Here is a 20,790-nt window from a genome sequence, read left to right on the forward strand (position 1 = left end):
GTTCGGTATGAGGTTCGGCAAAAGCAGAAAAAACGGCAAAAAAAGTAAAAAGAGCAGAACAACCGTCAGCATAATAATAACAGCCGCAATTTTTGCAGGCTTTGCAATCAGGCTTGCCGATTGGCAGCTTGTGCAGGGAAAAAACTACAAGAGCCTTGCCGCAAAATCAACGGGATATACCGAAAAAACCGACGCAACAAGGGGCGAAATCGTTGACCGCAACGGTGTAGGTCTTGTTGTAAACACCACAAAGTATAAAATAGTCCTTAACAAGCTTTATATTGAGGAGGACAGGCTTGACGGAATTTTACTTGAACTTGCTGATATTCTCACAAAAACAGGAGATGCAAGAACAGATTCATTGCCGATTTCGGTCGGCTCGGACGGCAGTTGCGTTTATAAAACAAGCCGTGAAGAAGATGCGAAAAAACTTCTGTCATCGGATTTTCTTGATATGGACAGGAACACAAGTGCCGATGATTGCTTTGACGCACTTTTAAAACGCTACAAAATTTCCGACAGGTTGAGTCTAAGTCAAAAAACAACGCTCGTTTCAATTCATTACAATATGGAACTTGAAAATTATTCAAATTCAAACCCGTATGTTTTTGCCAAAAATATCAGCCGAAGTGCCGTGAATGCCGTCAGCGAAAATACTCAGGGTGTGAGCGGTGTTGAAATTCAGACCTATCTCACACGAGGTGCATCTGATCCCGACCTTGCACCGCACATTTTGGGTGCACTCGGTTCGTTGTCGGAAGATGAATACAATGAGCTGAAAAAAGATGGCAAGGACTACTCCTATAATGATAAGATAGGCAAATTCGGAATTGAACTTGCCTTTGAGGATGACCTCAAAGGCAAGGGCGGAACAAGGGTTATTCAGCGAAATGCCGACGGAACTCTTGTTGAAAGCATTGAAACCGAGAGCGCAAAACCCGGTAACACGGTCTACCTTACAATTGATTCAAAATTGCAGAAAACCGCCGCAAAGTCGCTTGAAGAAAATGTCAAAGCGGCAAAACAGGCAGGCAAGGAATTGGGACAGAAAAATAACGGTGAGGACTGTGAAACAGGTGCAGTTGTAATGTTGTCGGTCAAGGATTTTTCGGTACTTGCGGCGGCAAGCTATCCTACATACGATTTGAACAGGTACAGCGAATACGGTTCGTACTATGTCAAGCTTTCGGAAAACAAAAATTCTCCGATGTATAACCGTGCAACAGTCGGAACATTCGCCTGCGGTTCGGTGTTCAAGCCGTGTGTTGCGGGTGCGGCTCTTGAGGAAAAAATCATAACCGATAAAACGAAAATCTACTGCAAACAGGACTATGATTTTTACCCCACCAATGTGGTAAGGTGTATGCACTATCACGGCAGTCTTGATGTTACGGGCGCAATTGAACAATCGTGCAACTACTTTTTTGCCGACACGGGCAGAAGGCTCGGAATTGAACCGATGTATCTGTATGCGCAGAAGTTCGGGCTCGGTGAATACACAGGCGTTGAAATTGAGGAATCAAAGGGAACGCTTGCAGGCAGGGACAGCACAGATTGGCAGGTTGGCAACACAGTTTCAGCCGCAATCGGTCAGTCCGACAATGCATTTACTCCCGTTCAGCTTGCAACCTATGTTGCAACAATCGCCAACAACGGTGAGAGGCTCAAAACACACATTGTTGATAAGGTTACAAATTATGAGCGGACGAAAACCGTAAAATCGACAGATGTTGAAAGCTACGGTGAATGCGGAATTTCAAAGAAAAATCTTGATATTGTTCGCAAGGCAATGCTCGGCGTTACTCAGAACGAAAACGGCACGGCAAATTATATGTTCGGTGATTATAAAGTTAAGGTTGCCGCCAAAACAGGTACGGCTGAAAACTCGGGTTCCGACCATACAACCTTCATTTGCTATGCTCCGTATGAAAAGCCCGAGGTCGCAATTGCCGTTGTAATCGAACACGGTGCAAAGGGCAGATATTCAATGCAGGTTGCAAAGGATTTACTGGACGCATATTTTAAATAAAAGTTGAAATTACGGTTGTAAATACACTGTGTTAAAACAAAACCAAGAATTTTTGACCGCATAATATGGCTGAGTGCCTAAACAATAAAAAACTTATTTTTGCTTTTAGCATTAAAAATCAATGAAATTATTGTGCAAACCGTTAAAAATGAAGAATAATTTTATTAACTATCACTAAAATATCAACAAAAATTTTGGCTGATAAAATTACTGTTCGTTTATTGCTCTTTGACGGATTTTGTGATAGAATATAGCAGAGGTAGAATTTATTATGGATAATGTTATAGTTGTAGCGTCGGGAAAAGGCGGCACAGGCAAGTCAACTGTGTGTATCTGTCTTTCCGTTGCTCTTGTAAAGCAGGGCAAAAGAGTCTTGCTTATTGATTGTGACTGCGGTATGCGCGGTCTTGACATTATGCTCGATATGGAGCAGGACATAATTTTTGATGCGTCGGATGCCGTTTGCGGTAACTGTACATTCGGTGAGGCAATTTACAAAAGTAAAAATAACGAGAACCTGTACCTTATGGCGGCTCCCTTTGACACCGAAAACGAACTCAGTCCCTCGGTGTTTACTCAGCTTGTCGATTCTGTTAAAGACAGCTTTGATTTTGTTCTTATTGATTCCCCTGCGGGAATCGGCTCAGGCTTTGAAACTGCGGCAGCGCCTGCCGACAGAGCCTTGATTGTTACCAATGCGGAGCCGACGGGTGTGCGCGGTGCGGTTAAGGTGAGAAGAAAGCTTGAATCAATGGGAAAGAAAAACATACGACTTGTTATCAACCGCTTTGACCGCAAGCTGTTTACACAGCTCGGCTTTTATGAAGACCTCGACAGCGTTATTGACGCAACACAGACACAGCTTATTGCGCTTGTGCCGTTTGATATCCGTATTTCGGTGATTGTTCAGCGAGGTGTTGCCGGACTTAACTGGAGCGCGGCGGCGTCTGTTTTTGACTGTCTTGCACAAAGACTTGAGGGAAAGCATGTTCCGCTTGCCTTCAAGGGGTAATGTGTGCGGCTTTTTTAGTTATAGTTTTGAAATTGATTTGAAATGAAATAAATGTCTGGAGGAAATATATATGAATATAGCCCTTATAGCTCATGATGAAAAAAAGGAACTGATGGTGCAGTTCTGCATTGCTTACTGCGGTGTTCTCAGCCGCAACAACCTTTGCGCCACCGGCACAACAGGCAAAATGGTGTCAGAGGCAACAGGTCTTACAATTCAGAAATTCCTTGCAGGCTCTCAGGGCGGAAGTCAGCAGATTGCGGCAAGAATTGCGTGCAATGAGATTGATATGCTTCTCTTTTTCAGAGATCCGCTCAATCCAAAGCCGAACGAGCCTAACGATATGAATATGCTCCGTCTTTGCGATATGCACAACATTCCGGTTGCAACAAACATTGCAACTGCCGAGGTGCTTATCCACGGTCTTGAAAGAGGCGACCTTGACTGGAGAAATATTCTCAAATAATTTAATTATTTTCGCTTTACATATCGGGTGGTGTAATACTGCCCGATTGTTGTGTTTTTTAGGGAAATTTTTTCGTTTCCCTTTTCTATAAAAGATTGTAATTTTCGGAGGAAAAAAATGGCACTTATAACCAAGAAAATCAAGGGTACGGAAGATGTTCTTCCGAAGGAAAGCTACAAATGGCAGTTTGTTGAAAAGATTATGCGTGAGGAGGCTCGCTCCTACGGTTTCAGAGAAATCAGAACTCCCGTGTTTGAACACACAGAGCTTTTTGCCCGTGGTGTCGGTCAGACAACCGATGTTGTTCAGAAAGAAATGTACACATTCGACACAAAGGGCGGCGAAAGCGTAACACTTCGCCCCGAGGGTACATCCGGTGCGGCAAGAGCTGTTCTTGAACACGCTCTTGAAAACGAAGGACTTCCGATTAAGGCAAGCTACTTTGTTTCATGCTACCGATATGAAAAGCCACAGGCAGGCAGACTTCGTGAGTTCCACCAGTTCGGTATTGAGGAGTACGGCACACAGGATCCTGTTGCCGATGCAGAGCTTATCAGCCTTGCAAGCTCCGTAATTAACAGACTTCAGCTTGACAGCGTTCATCTTCAGATTAATTCTATCGGCTGTCCGACCTGCCGTGCGGAATATCACAAGGCGTTGAAATCATATTTTGAGGGTTATAAGGACAAGCTGTGCGACACCTGTCTTTCCCGTCTTGACAAAAACCCGATGAGAATTCTCGACTGCAAAAGTCCTATCTGTTCCGAGATTGCAAAGGACGCACCTAAGATTACAGACTATCTTTGTGACGAGTGTAGAAACCACTTTGACGCAGTTCAGAAATATCTTGATGCCGCAGGCATTGAATACACGGTTGATCCCACAATTGTAAGAGGTCTTGATTACTATACAAAGACAGTATTTGAATTTGTAACCGATTGTATCGGTGCTCAGGGCACTGTTTGCGGCGGCGGTCGTTATGACGGTCTTATCGAGGAGCTCGGCGGCAAGCACCTTCCCTCCCTCGGTTTCGCAATGGGTATGGAAAGACTTCTCATGGTAATGGATAAGCAGGGCATTGAAATTCCCGACAATGACGAGTGTATGCTCTACATTGCAACAATGGGCGATGCCGCAAAGGTTAAGGCTTTTGAGCTTATCAAACAGGTTCGCAGCTGCGGAATGATTGCCGAAACCGATGTTATCGGCAGAGGACTTCGTGCTCAGATGAAGTATGCCGACAAGATTGACGCAAGATATTCAATCGTTTTGGGCGACAACGAAATCGAGCAGAACACAGCCAAGGTCAAGAATATGGAAACAGGCGAAACAGCCGAGGTTACTCTTGACGGGCATTTCATGGAGAGATTTGTTGAAATCCAGCTTTCAGACGAACAGAAAAACAAGTAATAAAAGAAAATTTTCGGTCGGTCAGGCACATTAAAAATGCCGACCGATTCATATAAAGGAGCATATACAATGGCAGAATTTATGACAGGAATGAAGCGTACCGATTATTGCGGAGATCTGCGTATCGGTGATGTCGGCAGAGAGGTAACTGTCTGCGGTTGGGTACAGCGTTGCCGTGACCTCGGTCAGCTCATTTTCATTGACCTGCGTGACCGCACAGGTATTGTTCAGCTTGCATTCAATGACAAAACAGACAAAGAAATTTTTGATAAGGCATTTTCATGCAGAAGTGAATTTGTTCTTGCCGCAAAGGGTGTTGTTTGCGAAAGAAGTTCAAAAAACAGCGAAATCCCCACAGGCGATATCGAGGTTGTTGTAAGCGATATGCGTGTGCTTTCAAAGGCACAGACGCCGCCTTTTGAAATTGTTGACGATACAAACACAAACGAGGAGTTAAGACTTAAATATCGTTATCTTGACCTTCGCCGCCGTCCTCTTCTCAACAATCTTATGATGAGAAGTAAGATTGCAAAGGTTGCAAGAGATTATTTCCACGACAACGGCTTTGTTGAAATTGAAACTCCTATGATGATCAAGTCAACTCCCGAGGGCGCAAGAGATTATCTTGTTCCGTCAAGAATCCATAACGGCAAGTTTTATGCTCTCCCTCAGTCACCGCAGATTTACAAACAGCTCCTTATGCTTTCGGGCTTTGACCGTTACATTCAGCTTGCAAGATGTTTCCGTGACGAGGATCTTCGTGCCGACCGTCAGCCTGAATTTACACAGATTGATATGGAGCTTTCATTTGTTGATGTTGATGAAATCCTCGAAATCAACGAGGGCTTTTTCAAAAAGCTTTTCAAAGAGGTTTTAAACATTGACCTTGAGGAGCATTTCCAGAGAATGACCTACAAAGAGGCTATGAAAAGCTACGGTTCGGACAAGCCCGATATCCGTTTTGACATGAAGATTCAGGACATTTCGGACCTTGTTAAGGACTGCGGTTTCAGCGTATTTACAAGTGCAATTGAGAACGGCGGTTCTGTAAGGGCAATTGTTGCCAAGAATGCGTCGTCGGTTTACACAAGAAAAGAAATTGACAAGCTCACAGAATATGCAAAGGGCATCGGTGCAAAGGGACTTGCCTATGTAAGATGGGTTGACGAGCCTAACGCATCATTCAAGAAGTTTATGAGTGAAGAAGAGCTTTCGGCAATCTACGAAAGACTCGGCGCTGAAAAGGGCGATGTTATCCTCATCGTTGCCGACAAGAACAGCACGGTTCTTTCAACACTCGGCGCACTCCGTCTTGTTGTTGCAAAGCGTCTTGACATTATTCCCGATGTATTCAAGTTCCTCTGGATTGTTGACTTCCCGTTCTTTGAATATGACGAGGAAAGCGGCGAATGGCTTGCAATGCACCATCCGTTCACAATGCCTAAGGAAGAGTGCCTGCAGTACCTTGACACAGATCCGTCAAAGGTTATTGCAAAGGCCTATGACCTCACACTCAACGGTGTTGAGCTTTCAAGCGGTTCAATGCGTATCACAGACTATGAACTCCAGCAGAAGATGTTCAAGGCTTTGAAGCTCACCGATGAAGAAATCGAAGCAAAGTTCGGATTCCTTGTTGAAGCCTACAAATACGGCGCACCGCCGCACGGTGGTATGGGTATCGGTCTTGACCGTGTTACAATGCTTATGTGCAAGGCTGACAGCCTCCGTGATGTAACGGCATTCCCGAAGGTTCAGAATGCAAGCGAGCTTATGTCTGCGTGTCCGGCAGAAGTTGACGATGAAAGCCTTGAGGTTCTCGGAATCAAGGTTGTCAACAAAGAAGACTGATTAAGGGTATAATCTATGAGTCCGGATACAATTGCAACCATCATCTCTGTGTCGATAGTCGTACTTGCAATAGCAATTATAGTTACGGTAATTGTCAGTAAGATAAGACATCTTTCAAGAACATTGTTCGGTACAAGTTCCCTTATAGAGGGCATTCAGGGCGTGAAAGAGGATCAGGAGCAAATGCGTGAAACTCCCCGTTCGCTTCACGGAATGACCTCGGTTTATATGCCAATGATAAAAAAGGATTTTCCCGAGCTTGATGTTGAGCAGTATATGAACAAAACCCGTTCACTTTTGCGAAACTACTTTTCGGCGGTTGAGACAAAAAGGCTCGGCGTTATTGCGGAGGAGGTCACTCCGAATTTTACAAACTATGTTCAGGGAATTATCGACCAGCTTTCATCTGTTGCGAATACACAGCACTATGAGGATGTCAATATTTACGATGTTCAGATTGCCCGCTATATAAAAAACGGTGCAACGGTAACGATACTTTTTGAGGCGTCTGTCGGTTACTTTTCGTATGTTACCGATATGAACAATGAGGTGACCTTCGGCAGCAGAGAGAACAGAATGCAGACAATCTACGAGGTTGGGTTGATGTATGTTCAGGACGCTGACCGGCTTCATAACAGAGCAACCGCTCTCGGAGTGAATTGCCCCAACTGCGGCGCTCCCGTAAAAACGCTGGGAGAAAAATTTTGTCAGTTCTGCGGAACTGCAATAAAAGAAATTAACATTCGTTCGTGGAAGTTTAATTCCGTAAACGAACAGACACTTCAACAGAGAAAATTCTGAAAGTTTGACGGTCGGGTTGTCAGAGCCAAATGCCCTCTTCCCGACCGTCTTTTTGCATTATTTATGATGGCAAAACATTGGAACAATAAAAAAACATATGCCATTCAGCCTGTTTTTTAATAATAGTATTGAAATTTTTCTTCAAACATATTATTATTAGTGTAACAGCAACATCTGAAAAATCAGCTATAAGCTACAAAAATTAAGGAGTTAAATTATGGGTATTATTAAAGCAGCGATAAATGCAGTCGGAGGCGGACTCGCGGATTCATGGCTCGAGGTCATTGAACCGTCCCCTATGGGCGACAACACCCTCATCTGTCCCGGTCAGCTTGTTTCGCAGAACGGCAAAAGTCAGAACAAAAAGGGTTCTGAAAACATCGTATCAAACGGTTCTGTAATTCATGTTTACGATAACCAGATGATGATTCTTATTGACGGCGGTAAGATTGTTGACTTTACTGCAGAGCCGGGTTATTTTAAGGTAAATAACAGCTCAATGCCGTCACTTTTCTGCGGTCAGTTCGGTGATTCGATCAAGGAAACATTTAACCGTATTAAGTACGGCGGAATCCCCTCACAGGCTCAGAGAGTTTTCTATATAAATCTTCAGGAAATCAAGGGTATTCCTTTCGGAACATCAACTCCCGTAAACTATTTTGACAATTTTTACAATTCAGAGCTTATGCTCCGTGCTCACGGTACATATTCAATCAAGGTTGTTGAGCCGTTCAAGTTCTATCAGGAGGTTATTCCGAGAGAGGCTGTTACGGAAAACAAGTCTGTTGATTTCGCAGATGTAAGAGCACAGTATAACGAGGAGTTCGTCGGCGCTCTCGGTTCTGCAATCAACCAGTATTCCGCCGACGGTGAGAGAATCAGCTTTATCAAGTCAAAACAGCGTCTTATCGGTCAGTATATGGCACAGACGCTTGATGAGGAATGGACACAGGCTCGTGGTATGGAAGTCTTTGCCGTTGGTATGGATGTTTCCTACACAGAGGACAGTCAGGAACTCATCAATATGCGCAACAAGGGCGCAATGCTCTCGGATGCAGCAGTTCAGCAGGGCTATGTTGCAGCCAATATTTCAGAGGGCCTTAAAGATGCCGGCTCAAATGCAAACGGTGCAATGGCAGGCTTTATGGGCATGGGCATTGGTATGAATGCCGGCGGAAATATCATGGGCGGTTATCAGCAGAATCCGCAGTACCGTCAGCAGCAGCCGACTCAGCCACAGCAACAGGCTCAGCCGCAGCAGACTCCCGCTCCGCAGGCAGGCGGTGCAGCCGCAGGCTCATGGACTTGCTCATGCGGTGCGGTAAACACAGGCAAGTTCTGCTCGGAGTGCGGTTCAAAGAAGCCCGAGGCTCCCAAAAAGCGTTTCTGCACAAACTGCGGATATGAGCTTTCTGCAAATGCAAAGTTCTGTCCCGAGTGCGGTACAAAGACAGAATAATCTGAATTTTAAGTACAAACAATCCCTCTTCTCAAACGGAGGGGGATGTTTCAGAATTTAATTATAAGGGGTAAGTTATGGCAACTGTAAACTACACCTGTCCGAACTGCGCCGCTCCGCTGAAATTCAATCCCGATAAGCAGATGTTCAGTTGTGAATACTGTATGTCCGATTTTACGGAAAAGTATGTTCAGGATTTTTTTGCTAAGAAGGAGCAAAAAGAGAACAGCGCAGAAAAGCAGGAGAAAAAGGAACAGGAAAAGGCTAAAGAGAATGCCGCCAAGCAGGCGCAGAGCAATGACAGCGCACAGGCAGAAAACAAAACTGAGGAAGAGGCTGTTATCTACAACTGCCCAAGCTGCGGTGCTCAGGTTGTTACAACAGCATCAACTGCGGCAACAACCTGCTTCTATTGTCAGAATCCTGTTGTTCTCGGCGGCAGACTTTCGGGTGAATTTAAACCCGACCGTGTGATTCCGTTCAAGCTTTCAAAGCAGAAGGCAATTGACAAGTTTCTTGAAATGTGCAAAAGGAAATGGTTTTTGCCGAAGAATTTTGTCAGCGAAAAGCATTTTGACAAACTCACGGGTGTGTATTTTCCGTATTGGTATGTTGACGAACAGCGTAGCGCACAGATGGTTGCAAAGGGCGAAAAGGTTCGTTCGTGGACTGTCGGAGATGACCGTTACACGGAAACAAAGGTTTTTGAGCTCCACAGAGCAGGCAATCTGATTGTAAATAATGTTTTTGAAAGAGCGTTAAAAGGTCAGGACAGAGATATGCTCCAATGCGTACACCCTTACGATTTGGGCGAGGCTCACCCGTTTGCAATGTCCTATCTTTCGGGTTTTCAGGCAGAAAAGCGTGATATTGAGCAAAATGAGGTTGCACAGGCAGTTCAAACAAGAATCAACGGCTACTGTCAACAGCTTATGAAAGACACGGCAAGCGGATACAGTGCCGTTCAGATTCAGAACTACAATGATAAAATCGACCTTGAAAATTGGAACTATACCCTCTTGCCCGTTTGGGTTGTAACCTATAAATACAGGGGTAAAATTCTGCCGTTTGCAGTTAACGGTCAGACGGGCAAAACCTACGGTGAGCTTCCTACCTCCGCAGGAAAGCTTCTTGCTTTCGCTGCAATTATTGCCGCAGCGCTTATGGCACTCGGCTTGTTGGGAGGTCTGTTGTTCTTATGATGAATGTGACAAAAAGACTTTCCGCAATACTTGCGGCAATGATTATGGTTTTCTGCACTCCGCTCTTTGTTTTTGCGGCGGGACAAACAGAACTCCGTGATGATGCCGAACTGTTTACCTCGGAGGAAGAAACACAGCTTCAGGCGGAACTTGACGCTTTTGCTCAAAAAACCGGCTGGGTTGCGGTTATCTATACTAACAACGAGGGCAAAACCGAGGACAATATCAAACCGTTTGCAAACCGTTATTATGCCGACAAATACGGCAAAACTACGGCAGGCGTTATACTCACGATTGATATGGAAGGCAGAGCAATCGACTTCAGAACAAAAGGCGATGCAATGTATTATTTCGGCGATGGCCGTGTTAATACTCTTCTTGATGATGTTCAGCGTGATATGAAGCAAGGCAACTATTACAGTGCTGCCGAACAATTCCTCTATTATGTTGACCACTACTATGACGAGGGTATTGACGATGACGAGTCAAACGAAAATATTGATTTGCAGGAAAAAGAGGATAACAAGTTCCTCTATGTCGTAAAGCATTACGGCATTATCATTGCAGCCGGTTCAATCATTGTTGCCGTTATTGTTGTTATTGTAGTGAAAAACCGTTACAAGCACAACGGCAAAGCAGGAACTTATGACCTCAAGAAAAACAGCAAGACTATGCTTACCGACAAGAAGGATATCTTCCTGACAAAGCATGTTTCCGTTACGAGAATCCGGAGTGATTCCGACAGCTCGGGTGGTTCATCAAGCAGCTCCTCCGGTGGCGGCGGTTCATCGGGCGGCGGAAGCAGAAGCTTTTAATGCTGAAAACTATTTGAATTTTACGGAGAATGCTGTATTCTCTGTTTGGGGGCGGCAGAAATGCCGTCCTCTTTTAATGTGAAAAAATTATGAGGAATATTGAAATTATTCAAAAACTGAATACCATGCACACAGCCTGTGAAAGCGAACTTTTACAACTGATTACAACTTACGACGAAAAAGATTTTGAATATCTTCGCAAATGTGCAAGAGATACTGCCGACAGAATTTTCGGCAACAAAATCTATATTCGTGGCTTGATTGAATTTTCGAGTATATGCAAAAATGATTGCTACTACTGCGGACTTCGCCGTTCAAACGGCAATGCCGTGCGTTACCGACTTTCAAAGGATGAAATTCTCTCATGTTGCCAAAACGGACACGAACTCGGATTCCGCACATTTGTGTTGCAGGGCGGTGAGGACGGATTTTTTACAGATGATGTGATGTGCGGCATTGTGTCGGAAATAAAAAATAGATTTCCCGATTGTGCCGTAACGCTCTCGCTTGGCGAAAGGTCGTATGAAAGCTATCAAAGACTTTTTGACAGCGGCGCAGACAGATATCTTCTCCGTCACGAAACAGCCGACAAAAAGCACTATTCCATGTTGCATCCGCCCGAAATGTCACTTGAAAACCGAATGCAATGCCTGTATAATTTAAAGAGAATCGGTTATCAGACAGGCGCAGGATTTATGGTCGGCTCACCGTTCCAAACTCCCGAAATGCTTGTCAAGGATTTAAAATTTATTGAAAAATTAAGTCCAGAAATGTGCGGAATAGGTCCGTTTGTACCGCACAAAGACACAAAATTTAAAAATGAAAATCATGGCGATGTAAGCCTTGTGCTTATGTTGCTTTCAATAATAAGGCTTTTAAAACCGAATATTCTTTTGCCGGCAACAACCGCCTTAGGTACGGTCGATCCGCTTGGTCGGGAAAAGGGCATTCTTCACGGTGCAAATGTTGTAATGCCCAACCTTTCCCCTGTTAAGCACAGAAAGGATTACTCGCTCTACGACAACAAGATCTGCACCGGAGATGAAACGGCGCAGTGTATCGGCTGTCTTGCAGACAGAATGAAAAAAATCGGCTTTGAAATCGTGACCGACCGAGGAGATTATACAGAGAAATAGTGTGAAAAATCACACTATTATAATATATTGCCCTCAAAATTTGCCTTTGGCATAATTTTGAGATGGCTGAAATCATCATTTACGCCTGTTCAGGCAACGCAGGTTAATTAGGTGATTTTTAATAAACTGTTTGTTGCCTGAAAGGCTATGATGATTATTATGATTAGATACAATAAAAATTCGCTGAAAGCGGAGGAGTTTATCAATGACGGGGAGATTCTTGATTCCCTGAAATTTGCCGATGAAAATAAAAATAACCTTGAACTTGTCGATAAAATAATCGAAAAAGCAAGGCTCAAAAAGGGTATCAATCACCGTGAGGCAAGCGTTCTTTTAGCTTGTGAAGATAAAGAGAGAATCAAAGAAATCTACAACCTTGCCCGTCAGATTAAGAAGGATTTTTACGGTGACAGAATTGTTATGTTCGCCCCCCTCTATCTTTCAAACTACTGTGTAAACGGCTGTGTCTATTGTCCGTATCATGCAAAGAACAAGCACATCTGTCGTAAAAAGCTCACACAGGATGAGGTCAGAAAAGAAGTTATCGCACTTCAGGATATGGGACACAAGCGCCTTGCAATTGAGGCAGGCGAAGATCCCGTAAACAACCCGATTGAGTACATTCTCGACTGCATAAAGACCATTTATTCTGTCAATCACAAGAACGGTGCAATCAGACGGGTTAATGTGAACATTGCCGCAACAACCGTTGAAAATTATAAAAAGCTCAAGGAAGCCGGAATCGGCACATACATTCTTTTTCAGGAAACCTACAATAAAAAGAGTTATGAACAGCTCCACCCAACAGGTCCCAAGCACAACTACAATTACCACACAGAGGCAATGGACAGAGCCATGCAGGGCGGTATTGATGATGTGGGAATCGGTGTGCTTTTCGGGCTTGAGCTCTACCGCTATGAACTTGCAGGACTTCTTATGCACGCAGAACATCTTGAGGCTGTTCACGGCGTTGGTCCGCACACAATCAGCGTTCCCCGAATCAAGGCGGCAGACGATATAAATCCCGATGATTTTGACAACGGAATTGACGATGAAACCTTTGCAAAAATAGTCGCAATTATCAGAATTGCAGTTCCCTACACGGGTATGATTATTTCAACCCGAGAGAGCGAAAGCGTTCGCAAAAAGGTGCTTGAACTCGGCATTTCTCAGATCAGCGGAGGCTCACGCACAAGCGTAGGAGGATATGACGAACCCGAATCGGAAGAAGAAAATTCGGCTCAGTTTGATGTTTCCGACAACCGCAGTCTTGATGAGGTTGTAAGGTGGCTTATGAATCTCGGCTATATTCCGTCATTCTGTACCGCCTGTTACCGTGAGGGCAGAACGGGCGACCGCTTTATGTCGCTTTGCAAGAGCGGTCAGATTCAGAACTGTTGCCACCCCAATGCCCTTATGACGCTTGAAGAATATCTTGTTGATTATGCAAGCGATGATACAAGGAATGTCGGTCAAAAACTCATTGAACAGGAACTCGAAAAAATCCCCAACGAAAAAGTCCGCACCATTGCAAAAGAACATATCTTTGACATAAGAAACAACAATAAAAGAGATTTCAGATTTTGACGGAGGGCGTAATGGGAATGAATGATACACCGTCGTCGGAACGACTGCACATCGGATTTTTCGGCAGACGAAATGCAGGAAAATCAAGCGTTGTGAATGCGGTCACAAATCAAAATATGTCGCTTGTATCGGACAAAAAAGGCACAACAACCGATCCTGTGGAAAAGACAATGGAGCTTCTTCCGCTCGGTCCTGTTGTGATAATCGACACGGCAGGCTTTGATGACGGAGGAACTCTCGGCACAATGCGTGTTGAACGCACAAAAGCCGTGCTGAACCGTGTTGACATTGCCGTGCTTGTGGTTGACGGAACAATCGGAATGACCTCGGTTGAAAACGAACTTGTATCGCTTTTTGAGGAGAAGAAAATTCCGTATCTTATTGTGTTCAATAAATGCGATTTGCTTGACAATACAACTGACGGTAAAATCTTTGTAAGTGCAAAAAACAACACGAATATCGAACTTTTAAAGGATAAAATCGCAAAAGTTGTAAACGCACAAAAATCCGATAAAAGGCTTTGCGGCGACCTTGTTAATAAAAATGACTTTGTTGTGCTTGTAATCCCGATTGACTCCGCCGCCCCCAAGGGCAGAATAATTCTTCCGCAGCAGCAGGTTATCCGTGATTTGCTCGACAGCGGAGCAATCCCTGTTTGTGTGCGTGAAAGCGAACTTGCCGATACTCTGAAAAATCTCGGTACAAAACCAAAGCTCGTCATAACCGACAGTCAGGTGTTTAAGCCTGTTTCAGAGATTGTGCCGAACGATATCAAACTGACCTCGTTTTCAATTCTTATGGCGAGGTACAAGGGATTTCTGAAAACTGCCGTAAACGGTGCAAGGGCAATTGAGTCGCTTAGTGACGGTGACAAAATTCTCATCAGCGAGGGTTGCACTCATCGCAGGCAATGCGATGACATCGGCACGGTAAAACTTCCCCGATTGCTGAAAAATTACACGGGTAAAAATTTTGAAATCGTGACAAGCTCAGGCAAAGACTTCCCGAATAATTTGTCGGAATTTTCACTTGCAATCCATTGCGGTGCGTGTATGCTCAATTCAAGAGAGATAATCAGCCGAATGAACCGTTCGGTTGAAAGCGGAGTTCCGTTCACAAACTACGGAATCGCCATAGCCTATATGCGTGGAATCCTTGAACGCTCAATTGAAATGTTTGAAAAAATTTTCGTTTAAAATAACTTTTTCCGTCTTGATAATCACAGGTCGATTTGTTATAATAATAGGTAACAATAAAAATCGAATTTTGTAGTATGGAGGAATAATATGCTGAATACAAGTTATGACGAAAAATTTGGCAAGAAGGGTCTTACATTCGACGATGTTCTCCTTATTCCGGGCGAATCAGATGTTGAGCCAAAGAATGTTGATGTGTCAACTCATCTTACCAAAACAATCAAGCTTAATACTCCGCTTATGACTGCCGCTATGGATACCGTTACCGAAACAGATATGGCAATTGCTATGGCTCGTGAGGGCGGCGTTGGTATTATTCATAAGAATATGTCAATTGAAAAGCAGGCAGATCAGGTTGACAGAGTAAAGAGAAGTGAAAACGGTGTTATCGTTAATCCGTTCTTCCTTTCTCCCGAGAACACGGTAAGAGATGCAGATGAACTTATGGGTAAGTACAAAATTTCGGGTGTTCCGATTTGCCGTGACGGCAAGCTTGTCGGCATTATTACAAACCGTGATATGCGTTTTATGACAGGCGCCGATTTTGCACAGCCGATTTCTGCTGTTATGACGCACGAAAACCTTGTTACCGCTCCTGTAGGCACAACTCTTAAGCAGGCTCAGCAGATTCTCCGTGAGCACAGAATCGAAAAGCTCCCGATTGTCGGCAAGGATGGCAGTCTTAAGGGACTTATCACAATTAAGGATATTGAAAAAAGCGTTCAGTATCCCAACTCTGCCCGTGATGACAAGGGCAGACTCATCTGCGGTGCCGCTATCGGTGCCACAAAGGATGTTCTTGACAGAGTTGCGGCTCTTGTTGAATCACAGGTTGATGTTGTTGTTCTTGACTCTGCACACGGTCACAACTCAAATGTTGTTCAGTCTGTTGCAAAGGTTAAGAAAGCATATCCGAACCTTCCTCTTATCGCAGGTAACATTGCTACGGCAGAGGCAGCAAAGGCTCTTATTGATGCCGGCGCAGACGCTATTAAGGTTGGTATCGGTCCGGGTTCTATCTGTACAACAAGAATCGTTGCAGGTATCGGTGTTCCTCAGATTACAGCTATCTATGATGCCGCTTGTGAAGCGTCAAAGTACGGTATCCCTGTAATCGCAGACGGCGGTATCAAGTACAGCGGTGATATCGTTAAGGCACTTGCCGCAGGCGGCAGTGTTGTAATGGTCGGATCACTTGTTGCAGGTTGTGCCGAAAGCCCCGGAGACAACGAAATCTATCAGGGCAGACAGTTCAAGGTTTACAGAGGCATGGGCAGTCTTGGAGCAATGGGCAAAGGCAGTGCAGACAGATACTTCCAGGCAAGTAACAACAAGTTTGTTCCCGAAGGTGTTGAAGGTCGTGTACCTTACAAGGGACCGCTCTCAGACACAATTTATCAGATGCTCGGCGGACTTCGTGCAGGTATGGGCTACACAGGCTGTGCAACAATCAAGGATCTTCACGAGAAGGCAAGATTTGTTCAGATTTCAGGCGCAGGTCTTCGCGAAAGCCATCCGCATGATATTCAGATTACAAAAGAAGCTCCGAACTACTCTTATCATTCATAATTGATAAATCATAAATATTTGTATAAAATAAAAGAAAAGGATGTGCCGACAGTTTATGTACAGACTCGGAATTGATCTGGGCGGAACAAACATTGTAGCCGGTGTCGTTGACGAAAATTACGAAATTATCGCAAAGGCAAGCTGTAAAACAAATGTGCCCCGTCCCGAAAGCGAAATCTGCGACAGTATGGCAGATGTTGCATTAAAGGCAATTGAAAAAGCAAAACTCACAATTGATGATATTGAGTCAATCGGTATCGGCGTACCCGGTGCGGTTAATCCGAAAACAGGCGTTATAGAGTATTCGGCTAATCTTTTCTTCCATAACTGGCAGGTTGTCAAGATGATGGAGGAAAGGCTCAATACAAAGATTTGCGTTGAAAACGATGCAAACGCTGCTGCCCTCGGCGAGTATCTTGCAGGCAGTGCAAAGGGTGCAAAGAATGCGATTGCAATAACACTCGGCACAGGTATCGGCGGCGGTATCATTATTAACGGCAAGATTTACAGCGGTTCTAACTATGCAGGCGCTGAGCTTGGACATATGGTTATCGTTAAAGACGGTAAGGAATGTGCGTGCGGCAGAAAGGGCTGTTGGGAGGCATACGCTTCTGCAACAGGTCTTATTAACCTCACAAAGCAGGAAATCCTCAAGGAGAACTTCGACTTCAGCTATATGCTCAAGTCATGTGACGGTGATATTAACAAGGTTACAGGCAAGACTGCGTTTGATGCTGTTCTTGCAGGTGATGCAAATGCCAAAACCGTAATTGACGAGTATATCGGTTATCTCGCTTGCGGTCTTGTAAACATTATCAATATCTTCCAGCCTGACATCCTTTGTATCGGCGGCGGTATTTCAAATCAGGGCGAAAATCTTCTTGCTCCGCTCCGCACAATTGTTGAAAAGGAAAGATATACAAAGCATAACGATAAACAGACAGTCATCTGCAAGGCAAGCCTTGGCAATGATGCAGGCATTATCGGTGCGGCTTTTCTTGAGTAATTGGCAAACCGTTAAATTTTATTTCGTGGTTTCGGGCAGAAAATGTGTTTTTCTGCCCGAAAAGCGGATTTTAAAACGAGAAAAACTTTTTTGAAAAAAATTAAAAAAAGTGTTGACAAATCGTCCTTTTTGCCCTATAATAAATCTTGCTGATTTCGGTTGGCAACATTCATGTATTACATGGCGGAATAGCTCAGCTGGCTAGAGCATTCGGTTCATACCCGAAGTGTCGTAGGTTCAAGTCCTATTTCCGCTACCATATTTGGCCCGGTGGTCAAGCGGTTAAGACACCGCCCTTTCACGGCGGTAACACGAGTTCGATTCTCGTCCGGGTCACCAAATATATTTGCCGGTGTGGTGGAATAGGCAGACACAAGGGACTTAAAATCCCTCGGTCATTGCGACCGTACCGGTTCAAGTCCGGTCACCGGCACCAAAAAACAGCCATAAGGGCTGTTTTTTTCGTTTCGGTGATTTTTTAATTGTATAGTTGTTTTTGTTTAAGGACCATCCGTTTTGGATGGTCTTTCTTGATTATTTGTGAATATATCATTGACAAGATATGTTTATTAGTTTAAAATTAAAGCAGATAGTATAAATACTTTTTTGTTGCATACAGATATTTGTATGCTAAAGAAAAGGGTGTGGTGTGCTATTAATAATACGAAGGAGGAAACTAATATGGCTGTTCTTACAGTACCAATGGATAAAACATTTGAAGTTGCTGTCGATAAGGTTGAAAATTTCGATAAAAAAGCTAAAGAACATTCCGGAAAACATCTTCTTCAGGATAGGTTGAAAAAGCACAACAAAGGTGATGTTGAGTGGGATTTGAAGAAGTAAAAAAGTTTAAATATAAATTTAAGAGAATTTCCTCAATTAACATTGAATTAATTGAGGAATTTTCTTGTGGTTTAGAAGAACTTGACAAAAAGCTTATACAGATGAAAGAAAATGACGAAGGAACTACATTTGTTTTTCTGGATGAAACAAATGGTCAGATAATCGGATATTGTACCTATTGTGCATCAGGACTGAAAAAAGCTTATGAAAATGATTCAATAACTTATCCTGCAGCAGAAATAAAATATTTTGCAATAGATAAAACCTATCAGCATAAATCTTATGACGATGATTTTAAATTCAGCGATTTAATGTTGTGTGAGGTTTTGAAAAAATTGATTGAGATTTCCGAAGAAGCAATTTCTTTTGATTATATCTTATTGTATTCAGTACCCGAGGCTGTAAACTTTTACAAAAGAAATGGATTTTGTGAATTTACAGAGTTTATGTAAAAGGATTCTTACAACTATATTGACGGGTGTATTCCGATGTTTTTTACATTATAATTAAACACAACAAAGCCTTGCAAGTAAAAAAATTGCAAGGCTTTTATAATTTGGGTGGGAACATAAACTTATGTTGAAACAGTTTCTGTATAGCTTGCGTAGCAAACATAGTTTGCCAACGGCAAATATAACCTACTAACGGCAGATGTATATGAAAATGACCTACTGAAAAACAGCAGGTCATTTTCGGAGAGAGTATATTTTAAGAAGAAAGATTTATACGATTCTTCGGTGTAAATAAAATTATATTTGTGTATGTTTGGTGGAGAGAAAGGAAATTTGTATCAAAAAAATTTATGAATAGGATCTGCACAAATCCATACTGTAAACCATATTGTCCTTTGAAACCATGGTTATCGGCGTGGCAGGAGAAAGCTCGTTAAACTTTACAAGAAAGCTGTTGTCTTTTCCGTCGTGCATACCTGTTACAATGCGTTCAACATTGTTATCTCTTACAAATTCTGCAGTAACCTTTGGGGCGTCGTCCGAAAACATTACGGTCATATCCGCACCGGATTCCTTTGCAATAAGGTAAAGGTAATCAATTTCGTCGCTTACTGCCGAATAGTCTGACATCGGTTTTAAAACGCTCATAACTCTGAGTTCGCAATCAGAGCTGTCGGCAATTTCTTTGGCAATTCGGATAATTCTGTCACAGTTATACTGACTGGTGACGCAGGCAAGAACTGCCGACTTTGTATTTTTCAATTTTTTCACCTCCTTCGTTTACTGTGCCTATATAATAACAGGCGTTTTTGACGGAAAAATATTCATATTGTGAATTTATTGTGAATTTTTGCTTTTTTAATAAATGTGCGCAAAATTTAAAAAATTCAGTATTTATCAGCATTTTCAGAAAATTATTTTAAAAATAGTATGTGAGTATACGAGAGTATATGAGAGTAAACAAGCGTATTTAAGAGATTGTTCAAAGCTAAATTAAATTTTTTCAAAAAAGTGTTGACAATGGGCATAAATTGTAATATAATCAATCTCACAGTGAAAAAATACAGGAGGATATTGTTATGTCAACTTTTTTAGCTAAACCAAACGAAGTTGAGCGCAACTGGTATGTAATTGATGCAGCCGGCAAGTCACTCGGTCGTGTAGCAGCTCAGGCAGCTACTCTCCTCAGAGGTAAGAACAAGGCTACTTTTACTCCCAATGTTGACTGTGGTGATCATGTAATCATCATCAACTGCAAGGACGCTGTTCTTACAGGTAACAAGCTCACACAGAAGAAGTGGCAGCGCCACACAGGCTATATCGGCCATCTTAAGGAAACTCGTTACGATACACTTATGGCAACAAAGCCAACAAAGGCTATGGAGCTTGCTGTTAAGGGTATGCTTCCTAAAAATACACTCGGCAGAGCAGCTCTTTTAAGATTAAGACTCTTTGAGGGTGCAGAACATAATCATCAGGCTCAGAAGCCTGCAATGATTGAAGACTAATTGAAGGAGGCAAAAGATAATGTACGATAAGACACCTTATTTTTACGGTACAGGCAGAAGAAAAAGTTCTGTTGCTCGTGTAAGACTTTATCAGGGCACAGGCAAAATCACAATCAACGATCGTGACATTGACGATTACTTTGGTCTTGAAACACTCAAGCTCATCGTAAGACAGCCTCTCGCTCTTACAGAAACAGACGAGAAGTTTGACATCGTTTGCAGAGTATCAGGCGGCGGCGTAACAGGCCAGGCCGGTGCTATCCGTCACGGTATTTCAAGAGCTCTTCTTCAGTATGACACAGAGAATCTCCGTGGCAAGCTCAAGAAGGCAGGCTTCTTAACTCGTGACCCGAGAATGAAAGAGCGTAAGAAATACGGTCTTAAAGCAGCTCGTAGAGCTCCTCAGTTCTCAAAGAGATAATCAAGTTTATATTGCTTATCAGCTCCGAAG

The 20,790-nt window shown here is 43.3% G+C and carries 19 protein-coding genes and 3 tRNA genes; 21 read left to right on the top strand and 1 reads right to left on the bottom strand.

Annotated features, from left to right (window positions below):
• The first annotated feature begins 7 nt into the window (after positions 1-7).
• The 19 genes from RBATCC27255_RS00885 (at position 8) to RBATCC27255_RS00970 (ending at position 18,831) form a co-directional block, all read left to right on the top strand.
• Complete coding sequence (locus RBATCC27255_RS00885) at positions 8-2,029, top strand: peptidoglycan D,D-transpeptidase FtsI family protein (protein ID WP_101028326.1); 2,022 nt, start codon at positions 8-10, stop codon at positions 2,027-2,029.
• A gap of 271 nt (positions 2,030-2,300) precedes the next feature.
• The gene (locus RBATCC27255_RS00890; protein ID WP_101028327.1) at positions 2,301-3,041 is read left to right on the top strand and encodes a septum site-determining protein MinD; all 741 of its coding nucleotides are present in this window, start codon (positions 2,301-2,303) and stop codon (positions 3,039-3,041) included.
• Between the two features lie 70 nt (positions 3,042-3,111).
• The gene (gene mgsA, locus RBATCC27255_RS00895) at positions 3,112-3,507 is read left to right on the top strand and encodes a methylglyoxal synthase (protein WP_015523032.1); all 396 of its coding nucleotides are present in this window, start codon (positions 3,112-3,114) and stop codon (positions 3,505-3,507) included.
• Between the two features lie 117 nt (positions 3,508-3,624).
• Positions 3,625-4,917 carry a histidine--tRNA ligase gene (gene hisS / locus RBATCC27255_RS00900; protein ID WP_101028328.1) on the top strand — a complete coding sequence of 431 codons (1,293 nt, stop codon included), beginning with the start codon at positions 3,625-3,627 and terminating at the stop codon, positions 4,915-4,917.
• Positions 4,918-4,986: 69 nt separating this feature from the next.
• Positions 4,987-6,765 carry an aspartate--tRNA ligase gene (gene aspS / locus RBATCC27255_RS00905; RefSeq protein ID WP_101028329.1) on the top strand — a complete coding sequence of 593 codons (1,779 nt, stop codon included), beginning with the start codon at positions 4,987-4,989 and terminating at the stop codon, positions 6,763-6,765.
• Positions 6,766-6,780: 15 nt separating this feature from the next.
• Positions 6,781-7,566: a zinc ribbon domain-containing protein gene (locus RBATCC27255_RS00910; RefSeq protein WP_101028330.1), complete on the top strand. Its 786-nt coding sequence runs from the start codon at positions 6,781-6,783 to the stop codon at positions 7,564-7,566.
• A gap of 217 nt (positions 7,567-7,783) precedes the next feature.
• Positions 7,784-9,025: an SPFH domain-containing protein gene (locus RBATCC27255_RS00915; RefSeq protein ID WP_015523036.1), complete on the top strand. Its 1,242-nt coding sequence runs from the start codon at positions 7,784-7,786 to the stop codon at positions 9,023-9,025.
• A 77-nt stretch (positions 9,026-9,102) separates the two neighbouring features.
• The gene (locus RBATCC27255_RS00920; RefSeq protein ID WP_046431065.1) at positions 9,103-10,227 is read left to right on the top strand and encodes a TFIIB-type zinc ribbon-containing protein; all 1,125 of its coding nucleotides are present in this window, start codon (positions 9,103-9,105) and stop codon (positions 10,225-10,227) included.
• Positions 10,224-11,042 (top strand): TPM domain-containing protein, encoded by an 819-nt coding sequence (locus RBATCC27255_RS00925; protein WP_101028331.1) that lies wholly within the window; start codon positions 10,224-10,226, stop codon positions 11,040-11,042. The genes RBATCC27255_RS00920 and RBATCC27255_RS00925 overlap by 4 nt, the downstream gene beginning before the upstream one ends.
• 89 nt (positions 11,043-11,131) lie before the next feature.
• Complete coding sequence (gene hydE / locus RBATCC27255_RS00930; protein WP_101028332.1) at positions 11,132-12,178, top strand: [FeFe] hydrogenase H-cluster radical SAM maturase HydE; 1,047 nt, start codon at positions 11,132-11,134, stop codon at positions 12,176-12,178.
• Positions 12,179-12,337: 159 nt separating this feature from the next.
• Positions 12,338-13,765, top strand: coding sequence for a [FeFe] hydrogenase H-cluster radical SAM maturase HydG (gene hydG, locus RBATCC27255_RS00935; protein ID WP_101028338.1), 1,428 nt, complete (start codon positions 12,338-12,340; stop codon positions 13,763-13,765).
• Between the two features lie 11 nt (positions 13,766-13,776).
• On the top strand, positions 13,777-14,961 hold the full coding sequence (gene hydF, locus RBATCC27255_RS00940) for a [FeFe] hydrogenase H-cluster maturation GTPase HydF (RefSeq protein WP_101028333.1): 1,185 nt from the start codon (positions 13,777-13,779) through the stop codon (positions 14,959-14,961).
• A 90-nt stretch (positions 14,962-15,051) separates the two neighbouring features.
• Positions 15,052-16,530: an IMP dehydrogenase gene (guaB, locus tag RBATCC27255_RS00945; RefSeq protein WP_181980540.1), complete on the top strand. Its 1,479-nt coding sequence runs from the start codon at positions 15,052-15,054 to the stop codon at positions 16,528-16,530.
• A gap of 55 nt (positions 16,531-16,585) precedes the next feature.
• On the top strand, positions 16,586-17,536 hold the full coding sequence (locus RBATCC27255_RS00950; RefSeq protein WP_015523003.1) for an ROK family protein: 951 nt from the start codon (positions 16,586-16,588) through the stop codon (positions 17,534-17,536).
• A 182-nt stretch (positions 17,537-17,718) separates the two neighbouring features.
• A tRNA-Met gene (locus RBATCC27255_RS00955) sits at positions 17,719-17,795 on the top strand.
• A gap of 5 nt (positions 17,796-17,800) precedes the next feature.
• Positions 17,801-17,875, top strand: a tRNA-Glu gene (locus tag RBATCC27255_RS00960).
• A gap of 9 nt (positions 17,876-17,884) precedes the next feature.
• Positions 17,885-17,972, top strand: a tRNA-Leu gene (locus RBATCC27255_RS00965).
• 245 nt (positions 17,973-18,217) lie between these two features.
• Positions 18,218-18,379, top strand: coding sequence for a hypothetical protein (locus RBATCC27255_RS10365; RefSeq protein ID WP_169923194.1), 162 nt, complete (start codon positions 18,218-18,220; stop codon positions 18,377-18,379).
• Positions 18,361-18,831 (top strand): GNAT family N-acetyltransferase, encoded by a 471-nt coding sequence (locus tag RBATCC27255_RS00970; protein WP_101028334.1) that lies wholly within the window; start codon positions 18,361-18,363, stop codon positions 18,829-18,831. The genes RBATCC27255_RS10365 and RBATCC27255_RS00970 overlap by 19 nt, the downstream gene beginning before the upstream one ends.
• Positions 18,832-19,179: 348 nt before the next feature.
• Here the strand turns inward: RBATCC27255_RS00970 and RBATCC27255_RS00975 are convergent, their stop codons facing one another.
• Positions 19,180-19,593, bottom strand: a complete 414-nt coding sequence (locus RBATCC27255_RS00975) for an adenine nucleotide alpha hydrolase family protein (RefSeq protein WP_101028335.1) — start codon at positions 19,591-19,593, stop codon at positions 19,180-19,182.
• Between the two features lie 317 nt (positions 19,594-19,910).
• On the opposite strand from RBATCC27255_RS00975, the gene rplM reads away from it, so the two are divergent.
• Positions 19,911-20,339, top strand: coding sequence for a 50S ribosomal protein L13 (rplM, locus tag RBATCC27255_RS00980; protein ID WP_015523000.1), 429 nt, complete (start codon positions 19,911-19,913; stop codon positions 20,337-20,339).
• Between the two features lie 19 nt (positions 20,340-20,358).
• The gene (gene rpsI, locus RBATCC27255_RS00985; RefSeq protein WP_015522999.1) at positions 20,359-20,760 is read left to right on the top strand and encodes a 30S ribosomal protein S9; all 402 of its coding nucleotides are present in this window, start codon (positions 20,359-20,361) and stop codon (positions 20,758-20,760) included.
• Positions 20,761-20,790 lie beyond the last annotated feature (30 nt).

The sequence above is a fragment of the Ruminococcus bromii genome (assembly GCF_002834225.1).
In the GTDB taxonomy this organism is placed as follows: Bacteria; Bacillota; Clostridia; order Oscillospirales; family Acutalibacteraceae; genus Ruminococcoides; species Ruminococcoides bromii.